The sequence below is a fragment of the Paenibacillus sp. FSL H8-0034 genome, assembly GCF_038000305.1.
Taxonomy (GTDB): domain Bacteria; phylum Bacillota; class Bacilli; order Paenibacillales; family NBRC-103111; genus Paenibacillus_S.
In genome coordinates, this window is the sequence record NZ_JBBOBS010000001.1 from 4,580,375 (window position 1) to 4,599,762 (window position 19,388).

Here is a 19,388-nt window from a genome sequence, read left to right on the forward strand (position 1 = left end):
ACTTGTATACCTTTTGATTCATTTAATAGTAATTCATATATCGAATTAATAACGCGACATTTATATATTTTTAATATTGAAAGGCACTTGTTATAATGTGATTTATGTTGAAGGGAGGAATTAACAATGAATTATCGGAAGCTTGGCAAAAGCGGCTTATGGGTAAGCGAGATCGCATTGGGAAACTGGATAACTCATGGCGCACAAGTAGATGATACCACGGCGCAAGCTTGCGTACACGCTGCTCTGGACTGCGGGATTACAACATTTGATACGGCTGATGTATATTCGGAAACGAGAGCGGAATCAGTATTAGGTGTGTCTTTGAAGGGGATACGTCGTGAAGGGATAGAGCTGTGCACGAAGGTGTTTCATCCAACAGGCAGCGGATATAACGATAAAGGCTTATCTCGTAAACATATTGTCGAAGCTTGTCACGCTTCGCTTCAACGATTACAAACGGATTATATCGATGTTTATTATGCACACCGGTTTGATGCGACCACACCGCTTGAAGAAACATTTTTGGCCTTATCCGATTTGGTGCGGCAGGGAAAGGTTCTGTATGTCGGGGTCGGTGAATGGACTGCAGAACAGATCAAGCTTGGAGCGGCTTTGGCTAAGGAACTCAAGGTCCCCTTCATTGCAAGTCAACCTCAATATTCCATGCTATGGCGTGTTATTGAAGCTGAAGTGATGCCCGCATGTGAGCGTGAAGGCATCGGTCAGGTGGTCTGGTCTCCTCTGGCACAAGGTATTCTTTCCGGTAAATATGCACCGGACAAGCCATTACCGGAGGGCTCCCGCGCTTCTACCACAGCGGGTTCACCCTTTTTCGAACGTTTGGCTGGACAGTGGCTGCGTAAAGAAGTCCTGCAGGCTGTTGAGCGAATCAGACCGATTGCCGAGAAATGCGGGTTAACGCTGCCACAGCTTTCGATTGCCTGGGTGCTACAAAACCAGCAAGTATCCTCAGCCATTATTGGTGCCTCCAAGCCCGAGCAGGTCAAGGAGAATGTAAAAGCTGCTGGTGTCTCTCTTGATCCTGAGGTCATGGGGCAAATTAATCACATTTTAAATAACGTTGTTGAGCTTGACCCCAGCAAAACCGGATAAGATCATACGGTACTCACAAGTTTACTTGTGTGACTATCAGCCATTTCTTCCAACACTTGCAGAAAATGAGTTAGAATGGTTTCACGGTTAGCGGTTTTCCAGGCTGCATAGAGAGGGACCGGCAGTGTATCTTCGTCAAATGATCGGAATACGACACCACTCCGTTGGAAGACACAAACCGATGAGGGTACAATTGAAATGCCGATACCGGCAGCGACCAGATTCACAATGGTATACATTTGAACAGCTTCCTGCACGATATTAGGCTGAAATCCATGCTGCTCGCAGACGTCCAGGATGAGATCATGATAAGAAGCCCCCATCTGATGCGGAGACATAATAAATGGTTCATTCGCTAAGGATTGTAGGGAAAGAGTTGGATGTATCGCTAATGGATGCATTTCGGGCAATACGGCAACGAGTGATTCGTTAGTGCAGAGTCGAGAGGTAATACTTGGGGACGGGTCTGCCCAACGAAGGAAACCTACATGAATTTTTCCATCATGTAATGCTTTCAGTTGTTGGGCAGATGTCATTTCGTTTAGAGTAAGCTGCACATCAGGATAACGTTCACGGAATTTTTTGACAACGTTGACCATCATACCGCCAGCTGCCGAATCTACAAATGCTATAGACAACTGTCCCACTTTCCCCTGACTTGCAAGCTGTGTCATTTTAATAGATCGCTCCAATTGAGCAACAATGTTTCTGGATTCCTCCAAAAATATCGCCCCTGCTGACGTAAGTTGAACCTGTCTCTTGGTTCGCTCAAAAAGCTTCACTCCGAGATCTTCTTCAAGACCTTGAATTTGTTGGCTCAAGGGTGGTTGGGTTATGTTCAGCTTTTGCGCAGCACGGTTGAAATGCAGTTCTTCCGCCACTGCTATAAAATAACGCAGTTTTTTCAAATCCATAGATACGATTTCCCTTCTTGCTTAATAGGAGGACATGTCCCCTACTTTCATCGTACCTTATGAGGTTACTCTCAGCAAATTTTTATTAACTAATCGATTAGATACCCCTTGAAATCAAAAAAAGAGTCTACACAGTATGTCGTGTAAGACTCCTTGGATGAGTGCGATATGGATGGATAACAAACCATTAGCGGTAGTTGGTTAAACCGAATTCACCATGCGTAAGCTTCAGGCGCAGGCTTGCCGGGGCCGGGAAAAATTTGATTGAGCTCCACCATCGTGTCCTCAGTCAATACGATGTCCACAGCTCTAAGGGCATTTTCAAGCTGCTCCTGAGTTCTTGGACCAATGATCGGCGCAGTTAATGCTGGATTCGCCAAGATCCATGCCAAGCCCACATTCGATTCGCTTTCTCCCAGCTCCGCACAAAGTGCTGCATAACGCTCCAATTGCGTCCGTTTAGCCTCTATCGCATTGCTTTCGTGGGATGATCTGGAGCCCTTCTGCGGGTTAAGTGCATTTCCGCCAAGCAGGCCTCCTGCAAGCGGGCTCCATGCCACAACCCCGATACCGTGATGCTGAGCCGAAGGTAGTACCTCAAGCTCCGGTTCTCTACATAATAAGCTGTATTTATGCTGCTCAGAAACCAGACCGAGAATGTGCCGTGCCTTAGCTTCGGCTTGCGCCAATGCTAGATGCCAACCTGCAAAGTTACTGGAGCCGATATAATCGACGGTTCCTTGTTGAACCAACGATTGAAACACTTCCCACAGCTCATCCCATGTAGCATTGCGTTCTATATGATGCATTTGATACAGTTCAATATGATCGGTCTGCAGCCTTTTTAAAGAGCCTGCCAGATGCCGACGGATTTTATAGGCAGACAATCCGCTCTCTGTATTGGGTCCATCGTTCGGGTCTTCCATATTGCCGTATACTTTGGTGGCCAGAACAACGCGTTCACGCCTATTGCCACCCTGGGCGAACCATCGGCCGATAATTTCTTCCGTGAATCCGCGTTTCTCGCCGCCGTATCCATTCGCTGTATCAAAAAAGTTGACTCCCGCGTCCAATGCAGCATCCATAATACGAAACGCTTCTTTCTCTTCCGTATTCTGACCGAAATTCATAGTACCCAAGCAAAGTCTACTTACTTTTAAACCCGTCCGTCCCAAATTTACATATTTCACTTTTTTGCCGCCTCAAATTCGTATTTTACAATAATTTAGACAATAACTAGTAATTAGATATGTATCTTGATTTATTACCCTTATCATCCAGCTTCTAAACACCTTAATCGATAAATAGGAGAAAGGCGAATGATAAGCATTCTCCTTCTCCTCTTCTAATGCTTTTCTCTTGTAACTCTAGCAAAGACCTTATTGGGGAAGCCGGCTTCAACTCCAATAACGATGGTTACATAATATTTATTATGTAACCTTTATACGAGATTTCTACTCAGGTTCCAGCTGTGCGTACCTCGCCAGTTTTTAGGTCACATACAACGCACTTGGTAATGGAATAGGTGCTGCCATTGGGGGCAGAGTCCGGGGAAATTATTATTGAATAAGCTCTCTGCCCACATAAATTCCGCTTGCAGCTGCCTGAGATAATGAATGTGTTATTCCGGAGCAATCACCTATCACATATAAATCACGAACCTCCGTCTCAAAACGGGTATCCGTCTCTATTCTCGGCGAATAGAACTTCCCATCTAACGCATACAGAAGTGTATCCTCATCAATTGGTTTTTCTAATAGCCTTTCCAAGGACTCAAGGAATAAAACCACAGCTTGAATATAAAGCTCCGGAACCTCCTGCTTCAAGCTGCCATAGTCTACAGATAATGTCGGCTTGACTGTATTGTGAGACATCGTAGAAGCCAAGGTTGCCCTATCACTCTTCAAATCTCCCAAGCGCTGCACCAATATACGATCCCTATTGTGATTAATAGCCCCAATAATCGAATGAGCATATTGGTTGGCTTCCTGCAGGGTTGAAAAGTACCGTGGAACAAACAAAGTAAAATTCAGATTAGAGGAGCCCTTATCTTGTTCCCGGTAATTCTGCCCGTCTGCCATGACAAGTCCGTCCTGAAATTTACGAATGATTCTTCCCTTTGGATTCATACAATACGTGGTGGCATGAAAGCCATCCCCCCGATATTGCAGCTTGGTTTCAAATGACCCCTGGAGTATAGGATCGAGCTGATCGGCGGGCATCTCTACACGAATGCCAAGATCCACTCTCGTATGGTTCTGTGGGATACCTAAGGAGACACATTGATCAGACAACCAGTCGTTGCCACTGCGACCCGTGGCGATAATGACTTTTTTTGAATAAATGGGTGATTCCCCTGTTATTTCCAGCTCAAAGCCGTCTTTGCCTTTACGAATCAACGCTACTTCCGTATCAAATTTAATATCTATTCGGCTGTTCAGCGCTACGAACATTTGCTGAAGCACGGATTCCGACAGACGCGTTCCCAAATGACGGACTTTCGTGGATAGAACCTCAAAACCAGCTTTTTTGGCCTTTTGAACAAGGGAGGGATTTTCAGTGCTATACATCCCCACCTGGTCTCCACCAAATCGGCACAGCACATGATCTACCTCCTCCATGAGCTTCAAAGCATAGTCATATCCTACCTTGGACTCCAGCTCGCCACCAAAATCGTTCGTATAGTTATATTTCCCTTCGGATTTACCTAATCCGCCAAAGCCGATGTATTTTGCACAGGAAACACAATGACAGCTTTCTTCTCCGCGTTCCAAAGGACAATCTCGTTCCTCCAGCCGCTTGCCTTTATCAATCATCAAAATACGCAAGTTCCCCTGCATCAAGGTATGGGCAGCAAAAATTCCGCTTACCCCTGCCCCAATAATTGTAATATCGTACATCGTCTTTCTCCTTTTGATATCAAGGTCAACCACGAGTCAAGCTTGCACTCGAATTAGCCGCGATTGTTGATATTTTCAGGGTACATGTCATGAGCGAACAAGCGATCTTTGGCCATTTTGGCATATTCGGTTCCTGGACGGCCATAGTTGGCGAACGGATCGATGCTAATGCCACCTCGAGGTGTAAACTTTGCCCATACCTGAATATATTTGGGGTTCATTAATCGGATCAGATCTTTCATGATAATATTCACGCAGTCTTCATGAAAGTCACCATGGTTTCTGAAGCTGAACAAATACAGCTTGAGTGATTTGCTTTCGACCATATCAACATCAGGCATATATTGGATGTAGATAGTGGCAAAGTCAGGCTGGCCTGTCATCGGACAAAGGCTTGTAAATTCGGGACAGTTGAATTTCACGAAGTAATCATTTTCCTGGTGTTTGTTCACAAAGGTTTCGAGGATGCCGGGGTTGTAGCTATTCGGGTATTCAACATTTTGATTACCTAACAAGCTTACACCTTTCAGTTCGCTTTCTTTTCTTCCAAATTCCGGTTGTATGCCATCTTGTTGTGTACTCATAGTTAGAATTCCTCCATTAATTGTAGATTACCAAATAAACAATCTGCTTATGATAGATTAACTCTCGACTCGATACAAATCAATACCTGTGGTATAGTAATGAATGAAAACGGATGTCCATTCGTTATTCTCCATGTTCAAATGCTTGTCTGACAGAGACAAGAGAGGTTCGAAAACTCCCTCTATAAAAAACTAAAGAATTGATATCCAATGCTGATATTAGTTATGATCTTTGTTTGTATAGTTATTTTTGAATCTCTCTTTTTATCTCCATTTTGTAGAAAAGAGAGGAATACGACTAATGAAAAAAGAAAAAGCCATAGTAGTCTTTAGCGGCGGACAAGACAGTACGACCTGCTTATTTTGGGCTAAAGCCCGATACAGCGAGGTAGAAGCGGTTACGTTCAATTACGGGCAGCGCCACAAGCTGGAATTGGAATGTGCGGCTCGTATAGCTCAGGATTTGGGTATCAAGCATCATATTCTGGATATGTCATTATTGAATCAGCTGGCTCCAAGTGCTCTGACACGGGACGATATTGATATCAAAGAAGAAGACGGGAAGCTCCCCAATACGTTTGTAGACGGCAGAAACCATTTGTTCCTCTCCTTTGCGGCGGTTTTAGCTAAGCAGGTGGGCGCGCGGCATATCATTACCGGTGTCTGTGAGACGGATTTCAGCGGTTATCCCGATTGCCGAGACATATTTATTAAATCGCTCAATGTCACCTTGAATTTGTCTATGGATTACCCTTTTGTTATTGAAACACCATTAATGTGGTTAAATAAAGCAGAAACGTGGGCGTTATCAGACGAACTGGGTGCTTTTGATTATGTCCGCAGCCAAACACTTACTTGTTACAATGGAATTATCGCGGAGGGCTGCGGAGAATGTCCAGCATGCCGCCTTCGCCAACGTGGACTTGATGATTACCTGTCATTAAGAAATGATCGGGTATTGTGATGATACAACAAATATATCCCTCAGTCCCCCATCCCTTCCAATTTGAACTTAATAAAGACTTCCACTTTGCAGCGGCCCATTATATCCCTGCGGAAGCTGCTGGACAATGCGCACAAATGCATGGGCACACTTATTTTGCCAATATTACGATTGCTGGTAATGAACTGGACGAAACAGGCTTCCTTGTCAATTTTTCATTGATTAAGAAGCTCATACACGACCGTTTCGATCATACGCTGCTCAACAACGACAGTCAATTTGATCAGCATGATGCCTCCCGATTTCCAACAAGTGAAATCATAGCGAGAACCATATGTAATCTTGTACAGGAATATTTGGACACAACCGCGAACCGCCCAACCTGCATTCAAGTGTTTTTAAGGGAGACACCTACAAGCTATGTCATATTCCGTCCGAAGGCGGGCGTATCCTATGAATGCTAAAGGCATACCCGTTCTTGAAATATTTGGTCCTACCATACAAGGTGAGGGAATGGTCATTGGGCAAAAGACGATGTTTGTTCGTACAGCGGGCTGCGACTATTCTTGTTCATGGTGTGATTCTTCCTTTACTTGGGATGGCTCTGCTAAACAGGACATTCGATGGATGTCAGCCCGTGAGATTGAACAAGAGCTGGATCAATTAGGCACAGCTACCTGTAGTCACGTTACCATCTCTGGCGGTAATCCTGCCTTGATCAAACAGCTGGGCGAATTAACCGAGGTTCTTCATGCGCGGGGAATCGAGATTGCTCTCGAGACACAAGGAAGTCGTTGGCAGGATTGGTTTATGGATATTGACGAATTAACGCTGTCACCTAAGCCTCCAAGCTCCACAATGATCACGGACTGGACTCAATTGGATCCTATTGTAGATAAATTAACCATAGGACAAAAAAACTTCAGTTTGAAGGTCGTTATCTTCGACGATGTTGATTTGGACTATGCAAGGACTGTCCATCGCCGTTACCCGCATGTTGATTTATATTTACAAGTAGGAAATCACGATGTCAGCGAGATCAATCGGGATGTGCTGCAGCAGCAACTAATGGAACGATATGTTTGGCTGATACAAACCGTGATGGCTTCAACTGATTTTAAAAAAGTGAGGGTTTTACCACAGCTGCATGCCTGGATTTGGGGAAATAAGCGCGGGGTTTAAGGGTTTTAGTCAAATAATAAAGGAGCTGCCTGAGCAGCTCCTTTATTATTTGACGAACAGGTATCGAACGAAATCGAAATCATTTTCCCAATGAATTAATGATTTTACCGATAGTATCCACATCAAAATTGTTGTCTGCCATTTGATACAATTCGTAGGTGAAGCCTTCATGCTCCCATAGCACGATGCCATTGGCAAAATAGACTGTTTTTCCGCCGATGATTTCGGTTTTAACCTCATCTTGGGTGCTGATACCGTTCTTGGTATTCTTTGATATCAACAAGGAAATAAACTCTCCCGTTTTTTCATATTGCAGCTCAACCATCTGGGTGCCTTGGACTACACTGTTTTTGAATTCATAATGATCTGACAACCATTTGGGAGCTGGAAAGTTGATTCCCGTAGCTGTACGGACTTCTTCCAATGTCATGTGCTTGGGCGCTTCTCTCTGGATTGGTCTTGATTCATTCGCTTGTGCTTTGTCGGCTGTACGGTTTAATTCCGATTTAGGCAGCTCTTTGTCATATTGTGTGATTTCCATATTTCCAACTTGAAAACGTGCCAATATCGATTGAAGCATTTCCTGCGCATAGGATGTCGTCGAAAATACACCACACAAACAAATCATAGCACCCGCAATGACAACGATAGATTTCCACTTGCTCTGCTTCATGTAAATACCATCCTTTGTTATATCATTGTGTTGAATTATTCCTGTTTCCAGCTTATATTTTAAACGATTGAAAATGCGGTCTTTATAGGGGTTATCCTCTATTTGTGTATCAGCAAGCAGGTTGGTCAAATTGCTAAATTCCTCAATATCCTGTTTTTTAGTCATAGGTGAAACCTCCTATATGTAATACTTTATGAAGTTTTTTTAAGCTTCTATAGAGCACAACGCCAATATTGGAATCACTTACACCTAATAAGTCTGCAATTTCCGAGTTTTTTAGACCTGCCGCATACTTCATGGCAATAATATGACGTTCCTTGTCACTCAGCTTGGCAAGTGCCGTAAATAATGCTCGATTATTGTCATCCCGAATGACGATCTCTTCTGGAGACGACTTGGATACAACCATATCCAAAATCGAATCGAGTGAAAAAAAAGCTCTTTTTTTCTGTGAGCGGAAGTAATCCGTCACGGCGTTTCTCGCAATTGCAAACAACCATACCTCAAATTTGGATTTTTCCGATGAGAAGCTGTCGTATTTTGAAATGACAACCTCAAACACATGACTGCATATGTCCTCTGCCGCATAGTGGTTGTTAATTCGATAGCAAATATATTTATAGACTCGTCTATAATACAGATCATAGATTTGAGCGAATTGTTCGGTAGGCATGAGGCCTGCCTGGATATGACTTTTTGGGTTTTGGTAGACTGCTGTGTTCGCTGGGGCCATCTCCAACTGCGCTTCCTCCCTTCGTTATTTTATAGAAATAAAGTGTTAAACAAATTGCGCAATTTGTTTGTTAAGTGTTACACAGGTTAATACGTAAAAAGGAGTAAAGCATTAACAAGTTTATGTACTTTATTTTCGAAGCTATATCCCATGTAACATATATTAAAAGGTAATCCATATCTACTGTATATTATTGGATATATCGTGGAGTAAAGTTGAAAATGCACCCCTCGAATCTCATCGGCTTCCCAAAAGGGTAGGTGCCATGTTATTCGTAAGGGTGCATTTCGGTTGGGATGGTTAGTTTTATGCTTATATGCAGCGCATTTAAAGCGCCTTTTATTCATAAGATCAGACAATCGAATTGCATTTGAGGAAGGTACTTTCGTTCATTGGCTCAGCAAAGCCACTTCAATGATATGGGGCTGCTTCACGGATATGTACCACTGAATGCCATTGGTCAGGTCAACCAAGCTAACAAAATAACCATGTCCAGCTCCGGTGTCGATACCGATCTTGCCGTTCCCCAACCAGACCCGCTCAGGACTGAGGCCAAACCGGAAGGTCGAGGTATGACCAAATACGACAATCCTGCCAGCCTCAGGCGAGCTTGCATGGAACAGCTCCCTGATTTCCGTTAAATCCTCAGCGGTCTGATCAATCATCGGAACTCCAGGACGTAGTCCCGCATGTACAAAAAGAAAGGGTTCATATTCCGCCCAAAGCGGCAAATTGCTCAAAAACTCACCATATCCCCCAATCCCGTCCGAACCATCGTGAGCAGACAAAGAAGCAGAACGAAGCCATTTGCGTTCATTGTTGCCTTGAATCGCAAGTGCTCCGGCTTGGGTCAGCTTACGGACGAGACTTAACGTACCTAGCGAGTCGGGGCCTTTATTTACATAATCCCCCAACAAAAATAAACGGTCTTTACAAGCATCATAGCCAGCATGCTCCAGCAATCTTTCCAGCAAATGTCCGTAACCATGAATATCCGAGACTGCCAGCACCCTAATCATCAGCATCGCTGGGGCTATCGGCGTAAATCATCGTTCGTTCAGGAGGGAGAAACACGTTCAATACGCTCCCCGGCTCGATCCTCCCTTCATTAAATACATGCAAAGCTTGGTTATCAGCCGTTTCCGTGATCAGCCTCCAACGGGCACCCTCATAAATCGACTGACGAACCGTAACCTCAATATGGTTAGTTTCTTCATAATCCGTACGATTGCGAATGACCAGAGATTCGGCCTGCAGCATAATGACGGCTGCTTTCCCGTCTGATCCAGGTGTCATCAATTGACCGTTGATCGGCTTATCCTGCAGCATGACCGACCCTGCTTGCTCCTTCGTAAAACGGACCTGCAGCCTGTTATGGTAACCCATCAGGCGGGCTACCCACGGGGTTGCGGGACGTTCAAACAGTTCCTGAGGCGCAGCCAATTGATCGATTCGACCTTCACGAAGCACAAGAATGCGATCCGCCAAGGTGAAGGCTTCCATCATATCATGTGTCACATACAGAGTCGCAATTGATAGATTACCCAGTAAATTAGCCAATTCATTGCGCATATCGGTTCGAAGCTTAACATCAAGATTAGACAAAGGCTCGTCCATCAGCAATACCTTTGGCTCTGTTGCCAGCGCTCTGGCGATGCCAACACGCTGCTGCTGTCCCCCAGACAACTGAGCAGGCAGCCGTTCCAGAAGCCCTTCGAGCTGAAGAAGTGCTTGCAATTGGGTAAGCCGTTCCTTGCGGGCCCCGAGATCTACCTTCCTGCGTTTCATGCCGTATTCAATATTTTCCCTCACCGACATGTGCGGCCATAATGCATAGTCCTGAAAAACCATATTAAGAGGTCGTTTCTCTGGCGGTACGTACTGGGCTCCATTTTCTACCATTCTTCCATCCATTTCTACCTCACCGCTGTCGGCACGCAGCAATCCAGCCACAATTTGAAGCAGCGTGGACTTGCCGCAGCCCGATGGTCCGAGAATACACACCCGCTCTCCTTGCTTCAGCTGAAAGGAAATGGGATGAAGTACTTGCTGTGCTCCAAAAGCTTTTGCAACGCCCCTCAACTGCAAGACAAAACTCAAAATGACAACCTCCCTATATAATTCCGATTTTATTTCAACTACCCATTACCGACGGTCGCCGTCCATTCGGCGAAATATCCAGTTGCCAGCTGCCTGCAGTACCATAATCAGCAGCACAACCATCCCTCCACTAACGACTGTTGCAGCCGTTGCATAGCCATAGCGGCCGAATTCAAAGGCCCGATCAATGACTAGGGGCATTAGCACATAATTGGGCGGCTGCAGCATAGACGCGAGCGCCAGATCGAAAATACTTGTTCCAAAAGCTGTCAGAGTCGCGATCAGCAGCGATTGGCGAACGAGCGGCATTACGATCTGTGTCATGCGGTCGAACACCCCCGCTCCCTGAATAGACGCAGCTTTGAGCATGGAACCGGACACGGATGCGAACGCTCCCAGCTGCATCCTTACTGCATAAGGAATCGAGCCGGCAACAGCTGATAGTACCAATAATGAAGGTGAGCCGTACAAATGCAAGCCTATGGGCTCCAGCCACTTTTGATTCCAGATGAAAATATACCCAATACCAAGGACGACACCCGGTACAGCCAGCGATACAATGGAAAACAGCTGTATGGCCGACTTAAACCGGGATTCTGTGAATGCGAGCACATAAGCAACTACAAAACCGATGATCATGCTGAGCACCGCCGCAATCGCCGCTATGAGGAGAGAATGCAGCAAGCCTTCTTTGTAGCCTAGTAATCGATGGTCCCCTCCATTTTGTCCAAATAGTGAAAAGTAGTGCTCCAATGTCAAATTCCCAATGGACAATCCTTCACCAGCATGCCTCATGAAAGAGAATAAGGTACTGGTCCCGATCGGAATCCCCAGACAAATGAGCAGAAAAACGCCTACTATCGTATTGAGCACCCAGGCATGACGGGGCTTGCGCTTTATGGTCTTGATTGCCCGGGCATTCAAGAAGTCAAACCGCGAGCGCCGCATCGCCAGCATCAGCAGGGCCATGGCCACGGTCAGAATCAACACCAGGTAAAAGGCTAGTACTCCTGCCATATCAAAACGCACAGGTGATTGATAGATTGCCGAATATATCGAATACGTCAGCGTCGGAAATTTGTATACCGTAGATAAAGCTGCAGGCAGCCCGAAATCGCCGACGGTGTCCATAAATACAAGCGTCCAGCCTGCTATGAAGGATGGCGCCAGCAGCGGCAACTGTACCGTCCTCCACACGGTGAACGGTCCTGCCCCACACAGCTGCGCTGCCTGTCCGAATTGTTTGACGTTCCATTCCATCGCTGCCACAATAGCCAAATAGGCCAATGGAAATTTGCTAAGCGCCATTACCACAACCAGACCTGATGGCTGGAAAACGGCGGTTGGCAGCCACTCCCACCCCAGCCATTGATTCATCAGGCCGTCCCGGCTGGCAAACAGTACCCAGCCTTGAGCCAGCATAAAGGAAGGAACAATCAACAACGCCCAGGCCGTTACATCCAGCAATCGAGCGACTGCAAAGTCCCACTGCGCCCGTATCATCGCAAGAACGCCACCAAGAACAGTACCAAGCGTCGCCACTCCAAAAGCCAGCGATACAGAGTTCCATAACGATTGGCGCCATAACGGACGTACGAAGATATCGCCCAGCAGATTCAAGCCCTGGAACTCCACTCGACCAAAGAAAAGCCCAGGGATCACGACATTCGCCAAGACGGCAACCAGCGGTAAAAAGATCAGAATGAACAGAAGAAGGGTAACGCCTCCTCCCCAGCGAGCCTCCGATGAAATCATTTCCATTTCCCCTTATTTAACATTCTGATCCGCAAACCAAGTTTTTATCGGTGCTTCCTGTTGAGCTGCCCATTCCGCTGGTGGCAGCAGAAAGCTGCCGTCCTGTCTGCGTTCCTTACGCATCTGTACACCCTGAGCCAATGGAGTGAACAAGCTTTCTGTTGAAGGCAGTGACGTTAACATCGCTTGCGTTTCCGGCTTCATCATATATTCGACGAAGGCTTGGGCCGCAGCCGGATTTTTTGTTTTTTTACTTATGGCGATAACGCGGAGACTTCCGGGTGCACCTTCATCCGGCCAGATCACTTCTACAGGTTCACCCGCCAGCTTTAATTCATATGCATTGTGCTCCTGCAGCGCAGCCACATGAATCTCACCACTCACCAAAGCTTTCCCGACCGGTCCATTTTTAGGATAAACCCGCATGCCAGCTTCAAACCGCTGCTTGTATTTCTTTTTCGTTTCCTCCACTCCCCACTTCTGGAAGAAGGCAGAAACTAAGGGGTAAGCAGGTGCCGCCACCGCAGGATCGGCATGTCCTACTGGACCTGAATAGGCAAAAAATTGCTCCCAGGTTTTGGGGGCTTTATCTGCTGGTACCAGCTTCGTATTGTAGGCAATGACCGCCGCCGCATGAATGCCTACCGGATAATAGGCGTAATCCTTCGGCACGAGTGAAGTGCCATACTCGCTTAGCTTTGAGAGATTGGCAGGCTTCCAGCCCTTCATCAGAAAGTCACGGTCAGCCAGGCTGCGAACCGATCCATGCCCATCCATCATCAGTACGTCCCATTGCGGATTGCCTTGCTCCGCCTCAATTTTCGCCAAAGCTTCTCCACCGCCATAATGAACGGCTTCCATTTTGAATCCTGTTTCACTCGTAAATTTAGGTGCTACCAGGTCGACAAAGTCATTGCCGTACAAGTAAATCGTTTTGCCAGTGTCCTCAGCCGGCTTAGGCTCACTCTGAGTGGAGACTTCCGCTCCTTTGCTTGCCAAAGACGACGAACCATCCGTTCCACAGCCTGTTAGCAGCATTCCGACAGCTATACTCATACCCAGAGCCATTCGCATCCATTTCCTGTTCATATGAACCTCCCTCGTTTCAGGTATCCGTCCCGGACCCTGTTACTTAAGTGTAAGCGACCATATTCATCAGAGAGTTAGCTGCGTGTTAACACAAAATTAAATAATATTAATGATATTTTTGATAAAATAGATAATATGAATGATAGTTGATATAAGAAAAGAGGTTAATCAATGAATTTGCAGCAATTGAAAGTATTCGTGCTCGCTGTTGATTTGCAAAAACTGTATCTAGTAGCTGAGAAGCTGCAAATTACACAGCCTACTGTTACTTTTCATTTAAATAAACTGCAGGAGGATCTGGGAGTATCTTTGTTCAAAACAAAATCTTACCATGTTATCAAGCTGACGGAAGCAGGTAAAGATCTATATCATTATGCTTTACAAGTAAATGCTCTCTCTGTGGAAATACATAGTCTGATGGATGAACATAAAGGCATGAAGGCCGGGCGGTTATCCATCGGCAGCACACATACGCCTGCTACTTATATGATTCCTCCGCTGCTGCGTGAATGGCGACACACTTATCCCGATCTCAGCTTGTATCTTGATGTAAGGCCGGCACCTTACATTCTGGAGCAGCTGAAAAACTTTGAAATCGATATTGGTATCATTTCACACACACATATGGAGGATCCCGATCTGATCAGCGAGCCTTTAGTCAAGGACGATCTGGTCATTATCCTCGCTGCTGATCACCCTCTTGCACTTGTAAAGGAAATTACACCGGATCAACTTACTGGTTATCCCTTCGTATCTCACGAGGAAGGATCGATTAGCAGGAAGCTGGTGGATGATTGGGTGCAGCAGCAAGACATCGTATTGGATATTGTCATGGAGGTGTCCAGCTCAGAGGCATTAAAAGCGGCAGTACGTCATGGAATCGGTTATGGAATGGTTTCAGAAACATCCGTTAAAGCAGAAGAACAGGAGGGTAGTCTAGTCGTAAAACCGATCCCCTACTGGATGCCCAAACGATATATTTACGCTGTGAAGCATAAGAAAAAGCTGATTGGTCCTGCTCAACATCTATTCTGGAGAAAACTGGAGCATGCATTCCGCTCACAGGTGCCCACTTATTAAATCTCATATCCTGAACAAAATAGAACCCTCCATGACGATAGAGGGTTCTAGCTTTTTGGGGGCTAATTTGTGCTTAATTTCACTCACAATTACAGAAGCTTTAGGACTCTATTATGTTCTACATCCGGGATGGATTTCCTTTAAAAGCACATACCCTATACTGACTCGGTGTTATACCCCAATATTTATGGAAAATACGAAGAAAATGCCGATCTGTTATTCCAATAGTTGAAGCGATCTCAGCAATATGCATATTTGTATATATCAACATTTTCTCGGATTCCGCTAGCCTGCACTGGGTAATAAATTCAACGAAGGACACCCCTGTCTCTTTTCTAAAGAGGCGACTAAGGTAAGATGGATTCATTGCTACCAGTTCAGAGCAGTGAACAAGCGATGGATTATCCAGCAGATGCTCTCGTATATAATTACAAATGTACACAACGGCATGCTTACCTTTTGCGTGATCTCCAGAATGCCATACATGCAATTCCGATGAAGGCCGTTCTCGAAGTTCTTCAAACATAGTATTTGCGCTCCTAATTCATAGTCAAGGATACAAGCAACAACCCCTGACCGTATTTTCACTGGGGGTCAGAGGCTTTTACCTAATAATATGAAATTGAATGCTGTCATTTCACCTTTAGTACGACTTGAACAGAAGCATCTGGAGGAAGCGTGAATTGCAACGTATCCATAATTTCCTGATCATATAATCTTTGCGAGCTCTTATCCATATCCATATCCATATCCATAATGTACTCTACAATTTCGGGCAAGTGGACTTCAACGGTTTCATAATATAAATTTGCGGCGTTTTCCATACTGACGATATACCTGTGCTGATTGGCCTTGAATCCAATAATCCTCCCTTTGGAGACATACAACCCACAGCGCTGCTTAATAAGGCTTAAGCCTTCAGCCCAAGGGTATACCGTTCCCATGAAGCTGATCCTGTCCTTCAGGATAACAAAAGTATTGGACGACAACTGCGGTCTACGAACCATTAAGTCCGAGTCGAATACGACTAGATAACCTGTGGAATTCAGATAGGCATCCAGATGGCTCTCATGTATGGCAGAATGGATGCAAACCCCTTCATTGATAAGCTTTGAAAAGCGATATCCGTACTGTTTATTGTCCGAGGTATATTGCTTAGTCCCGATGTCATTCCATACAAGTGTAAGGCCTGCTGGTTGTTCGAAATGCTTCAGCATATCAAAAGCGAGCGTCCATTTCTGGGTCAACCATTTCCACTGCATGGGGTTAATATCATTGCCCCAGATGACAGCGATACCGTCTACGGCTCTCTCGAATTGACCTGTATCCCCATTTCCATACATGGTCCACATGTAAGCGAATGTCTCTCTCAGCATGACATGTGGCAAATCGGATACGGCATTCCAAAATTCAGGCTGGTTGATGGTTGAAACCGCCCAATAATAGGTTAAACGAGGCTCGTACGTTTTATGAGAAAGAAAAGTATAGACGGAGTTCTCCTCCCATACGTAATCACCCTCCCGATGCTTGCGTATTTTGTTCGCTTCCCCAGCTCGGACAAGCACCCCCTCCAATCCTTTTTCATACAATAGACGATAATCGATACCAAAAGCGGTTATTGATTCCTCTGCATTTCTGCTCCAGGCATCTATTCCTATCAAGGTTTTACCTAAGGGCTTCAGCTGCGCAGAGATCTTGCCAAAATGTTCCCCCCATCGATATACATAAAATTGAACCCATTCGGCAAAGTAATGCTCATTAATATAATCAACCCGTCCATCATAATCATCGCATTCAGGGATTATCAATTCACTATATTGCTTAAACTGCTCGACCATATCTCTGCTGAAATCAGAAACTTCCAGCGTTTCGCGAGGACCTCTTAAACCCATCATCCCATCGCCAGCAGCGTATCCTTCAAAACCGTAAAGCTCCATCACCCTTACAAGATCAGCAATAAACCGGTCTTCATAATAGGAGCCGTCGGAGCAGCGCTTCAATGGGTTAATGCAATTCCCCCACATTCTTAGGTTCCCTCGCTTGGTCTGATAAATTTCAGGATCAATCACATCTACACAAGCGCTCTGCCAAACATCGCTGCTCGTAAACGACAATATCCCTATAATCGGGCGGATTCCAGCAAGCCGTACCTGTTGAATAAGTCTGAACAAATCGTTTTTCGTCCATGGGAAAGCAGTGGGTGTCCCTCGTTGACCGGCGTTCATCATGTTAATCGCTGTATCATCGATTGCCTCGTGTTCATGTAGAAAATCAACAAAAAAATTCAGAAAAATTAATGAATCCGGTTTAAACCCAAGCTTTTCCACATAGGCATAGACCCCGCAATCTTGAACAGTCGGATTGAACGGACGAAGATCAACGGAAATCAGGGTCGGATAAGATAATGTATGCACATGATTCATCCCTTCATTTAAGAAGGAATGAAAGCAGCTTAATCGCGGCCTTCATTCCCCTCTCCTATCATTCGTGCTGTAATTAGGATTGCTTCGAACGCTGCACAACGACTTGAGTGGATGCATCCGGAGCTACTGATATTTTCGTCGATTGGCCTTCCGTCGATTCCGGTATCGCAAACCATTCTCTTGGTGGAAGAACCTTGATATCCCCAGACCCAATCTCAAAAGGAACCTTTAACTCGATATGTTCATAGAATAAGTTTTCTGGATTTTCCAGGCTTAGTACTAACGCCCCATCTTTGTTTTCAAAGCCCAGCACCCTGCCTCTTGAGGTTCTTAACCCGCAAGTACGCTTCATCAGTTCCACACCTTCTTGCCAACTATACCGAAAGCCGCCATATTCAATATAATCTTCATGGACGATAAACATCCGGTCAGCTAAGTCAGGGAACTGCTCGATAAGTGTTCGGTCGAAAGTTACCATCTGCTGGTCGGTGTAAGATTGCAGCCAATTCTCCATACCTTTCGTTCCGAGTTGATCGGCGTGAACAATAGATTGAATGCACAACCCAAGATCAAGCAGCTTAGCAAAGCGGTAACCGAAGATTTTGTTCTGAGAAGTAAGCTGATTAATGCCAAGCTCATTCCATAAAAGCGTTAAACCTGCAGGTGCTTTAAAGCTGGATATCTGCTCAAAGGCCATACTCCAGCGTTGGACAAGCCATCTCCACTGCTCCTCTGTAAGATCATTACCCCAGATTACGCAAATACCGTCAACAGCTTTGGAAAAAACGCCCTCGCGCCAATTCATAGTCCACAAATACCCGTATGTTTCTCTCTCTAATACATGCGGGAGATCCAGCACGGAATTCCAGAATTCGGGTAAATTGATAGTGGCTTCCGCCCAATAATAACGAATTCCTGGCTCATAGGCTTTATGGGTCAGGAATGTATAAACAGAGTTCTCTTCCCGAACATATTCACCTTCACGATGCTTGCGCCATTTATTAGTTTCTCTTGCCTGCACAAATACAGCTTTCAAGCCCTGCTGATGCAAAACGCGATAATCAATGCCAAAAGCTGTTATCAGCTCTTCCGGGTTTCTGCTCCAGGCATCGATTGCCATCATCGACTTGCCCTGCGTATGTAGCATGCTAGTGATTTTCCCGACATGCTGTCCCCAACGTTGAACGTAAAATTGTACCCATTCAGCGAAATAATGTTCAACAATATACGCCGCCCGAAGGTCATAATTTGTAAATTCAGGAAGCTTAAGGCCGTGAAAGCTGGCAAATTGATCGGTCATATCCTCACTAAAGTCAGTATCCAGAAGTGTTTCGCGTGGCCCTCTAAGACCCAGCATGCCATCACCGGCCACATACCCGTCAAATTGGTAGTCACAAAGTACCTTTAATAAATCCCTGGCAAAAAAATCCTCGTAATAGGTTCCATCCTTAAAACGTTTTAAGGGATTGATCGCACTCCCCCACACGAGCTGATCTCCGCGTTTGGTTTGTAAAATCTCTTTAAACTCCCAATCAATGTGGACATCCTTCCAAACATCACTGCTAGTACTGGACAAAATACCAAGAAAAGGGCTAATCCCTGCCTCCTTCATGCAGCGAATTAATTCCGCCAGATTTTGTTTGGTCCAGCTATAATCGGACGGTGTTCCTCTTTGACCCACCGTCATTCTGCCCAACTGCATATCGTCAATAAGCTCATGGCGATGAACGAAATCGACAAAGAAATTCAGAAATACAATGACGTCAGGCTTAAATCCCAGCATATGGATATAATCCCCAACACCATAATCGGGTTGAGTCGGATTGAATGGACGTAAATCCACACATATGATCGTCTCATAAGGTAAGGTTTTCATTAGATACAGTTTCTCTCCTC

At 45.3% G+C, this 19,388-nt stretch carries 18 protein-coding genes and 1 riboswitch; of the genes, 5 read left to right on the forward strand and 13 right to left on the reverse strand.

Annotated elements, in window-relative coordinates; genetic code table 11:
* Positions 1–126: 126 nt before the first annotated feature.
* Complete coding sequence (locus NST47_RS20625; RefSeq protein ID WP_341156801.1) at positions 127–1,116, forward strand: aldo/keto reductase family protein; 990 nt, start codon at positions 127–129, stop codon at positions 1,114–1,116.
* A gap of 2 nt (positions 1,117–1,118) precedes the next feature.
* Here NST47_RS20625 and NST47_RS20630 read toward each other — a convergent pair whose 3' ends face one another.
* From NST47_RS20630 to queF, 4 genes are all read right to left on the reverse strand, one after another.
* Positions 1,119–2,030, reverse strand: coding sequence for a LysR substrate-binding domain-containing protein (locus tag NST47_RS20630; protein ID WP_341156802.1), 912 nt, complete (start codon positions 2,028–2,030; stop codon positions 1,119–1,121).
* A gap of 212 nt (positions 2,031–2,242) precedes the next feature.
* Positions 2,243–3,220 carry an aldo/keto reductase gene (locus tag NST47_RS20635; protein ID WP_341156803.1) on the reverse strand — a complete coding sequence of 326 codons (978 nt, stop codon included), beginning with the start codon at positions 3,218–3,220 and terminating at the stop codon, positions 2,243–2,245.
* Positions 3,221–3,589: 369 nt separating this feature from the next.
* Positions 3,590–4,930, reverse strand: coding sequence for an NAD(P)/FAD-dependent oxidoreductase (locus tag NST47_RS20640; RefSeq protein ID WP_341156804.1), 1,341 nt, complete (start codon positions 4,928–4,930; stop codon positions 3,590–3,592).
* 53 nt (positions 4,931–4,983) lie between these two features.
* Entirely contained in the window at positions 4,984–5,514 is a 531-nt protein-coding gene (gene queF / locus NST47_RS20645; protein WP_076234129.1) for a preQ(1) synthase, read from the reverse strand.
* 158 nt (positions 5,515–5,672) lie between these two features.
* Positions 5,673–5,716: riboswitch (PreQ1 riboswitch) on the forward strand.
* 99 nt (positions 5,717–5,815) lie between these two features.
* On the opposite strand from queF, the gene queC reads away from it, so the two are divergent.
* From queC to queE, 3 genes are read left to right on the forward strand one after another with little or no spacing between them, the layout of a single operon-like run.
* Positions 5,816–6,478, forward strand: coding sequence for a 7-cyano-7-deazaguanine synthase QueC (gene queC / locus NST47_RS20650; protein ID WP_341156805.1), 663 nt, complete (start codon positions 5,816–5,818; stop codon positions 6,476–6,478).
* Entirely contained in the window at positions 6,478–6,921 is a 444-nt protein-coding gene (queD, locus tag NST47_RS20655; RefSeq protein WP_341156806.1) for a 6-carboxytetrahydropterin synthase QueD, read from the forward strand. Before queC ends, queD begins: the two co-directional genes overlap by 1 nt.
* Positions 6,911–7,639, forward strand: coding sequence for a 7-carboxy-7-deazaguanine synthase QueE (queE, locus tag NST47_RS20660; RefSeq protein ID WP_341156807.1), 729 nt, complete (start codon positions 6,911–6,913; stop codon positions 7,637–7,639). The genes queD and queE overlap by 11 nt, the downstream gene beginning before the upstream one ends.
* A gap of 79 nt (positions 7,640–7,718) precedes the next feature.
* Here queE and NST47_RS20665 read toward each other — a convergent pair whose 3' ends face one another.
* From NST47_RS20665 to NST47_RS20690, 6 genes are all read right to left on the reverse strand, one after another.
* Positions 7,719–8,477, reverse strand: coding sequence for a hypothetical protein (locus NST47_RS20665; RefSeq protein ID WP_341156808.1), 759 nt, complete (start codon positions 8,475–8,477; stop codon positions 7,719–7,721).
* A complete protein-coding gene (locus tag NST47_RS20670; protein WP_341159718.1) occupies positions 8,470–9,045 on the reverse strand; it encodes a sigma-70 family RNA polymerase sigma factor in 576 nt (191 codons plus the stop codon). Before NST47_RS20670 ends, NST47_RS20665 begins: the two co-directional genes overlap by 8 nt.
* 389 nt (positions 9,046–9,434) lie before the next feature.
* On the reverse strand, positions 9,435–10,070 hold the full coding sequence (locus NST47_RS20675; RefSeq protein WP_341156809.1) for a metallophosphoesterase: 636 nt from the start codon (positions 10,068–10,070) through the stop codon (positions 9,435–9,437).
* Positions 10,057–11,145, reverse strand: coding sequence for an ABC transporter ATP-binding protein (locus tag NST47_RS20680; RefSeq protein ID WP_076234134.1), 1,089 nt, complete (start codon positions 11,143–11,145; stop codon positions 10,057–10,059). Before NST47_RS20680 ends, NST47_RS20675 begins: the two co-directional genes overlap by 14 nt.
* 45 nt (positions 11,146–11,190) lie before the next feature.
* A complete protein-coding gene (locus NST47_RS20685; protein WP_341156810.1) occupies positions 11,191–12,900 on the reverse strand; it encodes an ABC transporter permease in 1,710 nt (569 codons plus the stop codon).
* Positions 12,901–12,912: 12 nt separating this feature from the next.
* Positions 12,913–13,989, reverse strand: a complete 1,077-nt coding sequence (locus tag NST47_RS20690) for an ABC transporter substrate-binding protein (protein WP_341156811.1) — start codon at positions 13,987–13,989, stop codon at positions 12,913–12,915.
* A gap of 171 nt (positions 13,990–14,160) precedes the next feature.
* Between NST47_RS20690 and NST47_RS20695 the strand changes: the two genes are divergently transcribed.
* Entirely contained in the window at positions 14,161–15,069 is a 909-nt protein-coding gene (locus NST47_RS20695) for a LysR family transcriptional regulator (protein ID WP_341156812.1), read from the forward strand.
* 118 nt (positions 15,070–15,187) lie between these two features.
* On the opposite strand, the gene NST47_RS20700 is transcribed toward NST47_RS20695, so the two are convergent.
* From NST47_RS20700 to NST47_RS20710, 3 genes are all read right to left on the reverse strand, one after another.
* Positions 15,188–15,595, reverse strand: coding sequence for a helix-turn-helix transcriptional regulator (locus NST47_RS20700; protein ID WP_341156813.1), 408 nt, complete (start codon positions 15,593–15,595; stop codon positions 15,188–15,190).
* 106 nt (positions 15,596–15,701) lie between these two features.
* Positions 15,702–17,492, reverse strand: a complete 1,791-nt coding sequence (locus NST47_RS20705; RefSeq protein WP_341156814.1) for a hypothetical protein — start codon at positions 17,490–17,492, stop codon at positions 15,702–15,704.
* A gap of 73 nt (positions 17,493–17,565) precedes the next feature.
* Positions 17,566–19,368: a hypothetical protein gene (locus NST47_RS20710; RefSeq protein ID WP_341156815.1), complete on the reverse strand. Its 1,803-nt coding sequence runs from the start codon at positions 19,366–19,368 to the stop codon at positions 17,566–17,568.
* Positions 19,369–19,388 lie beyond the last annotated feature (20 nt).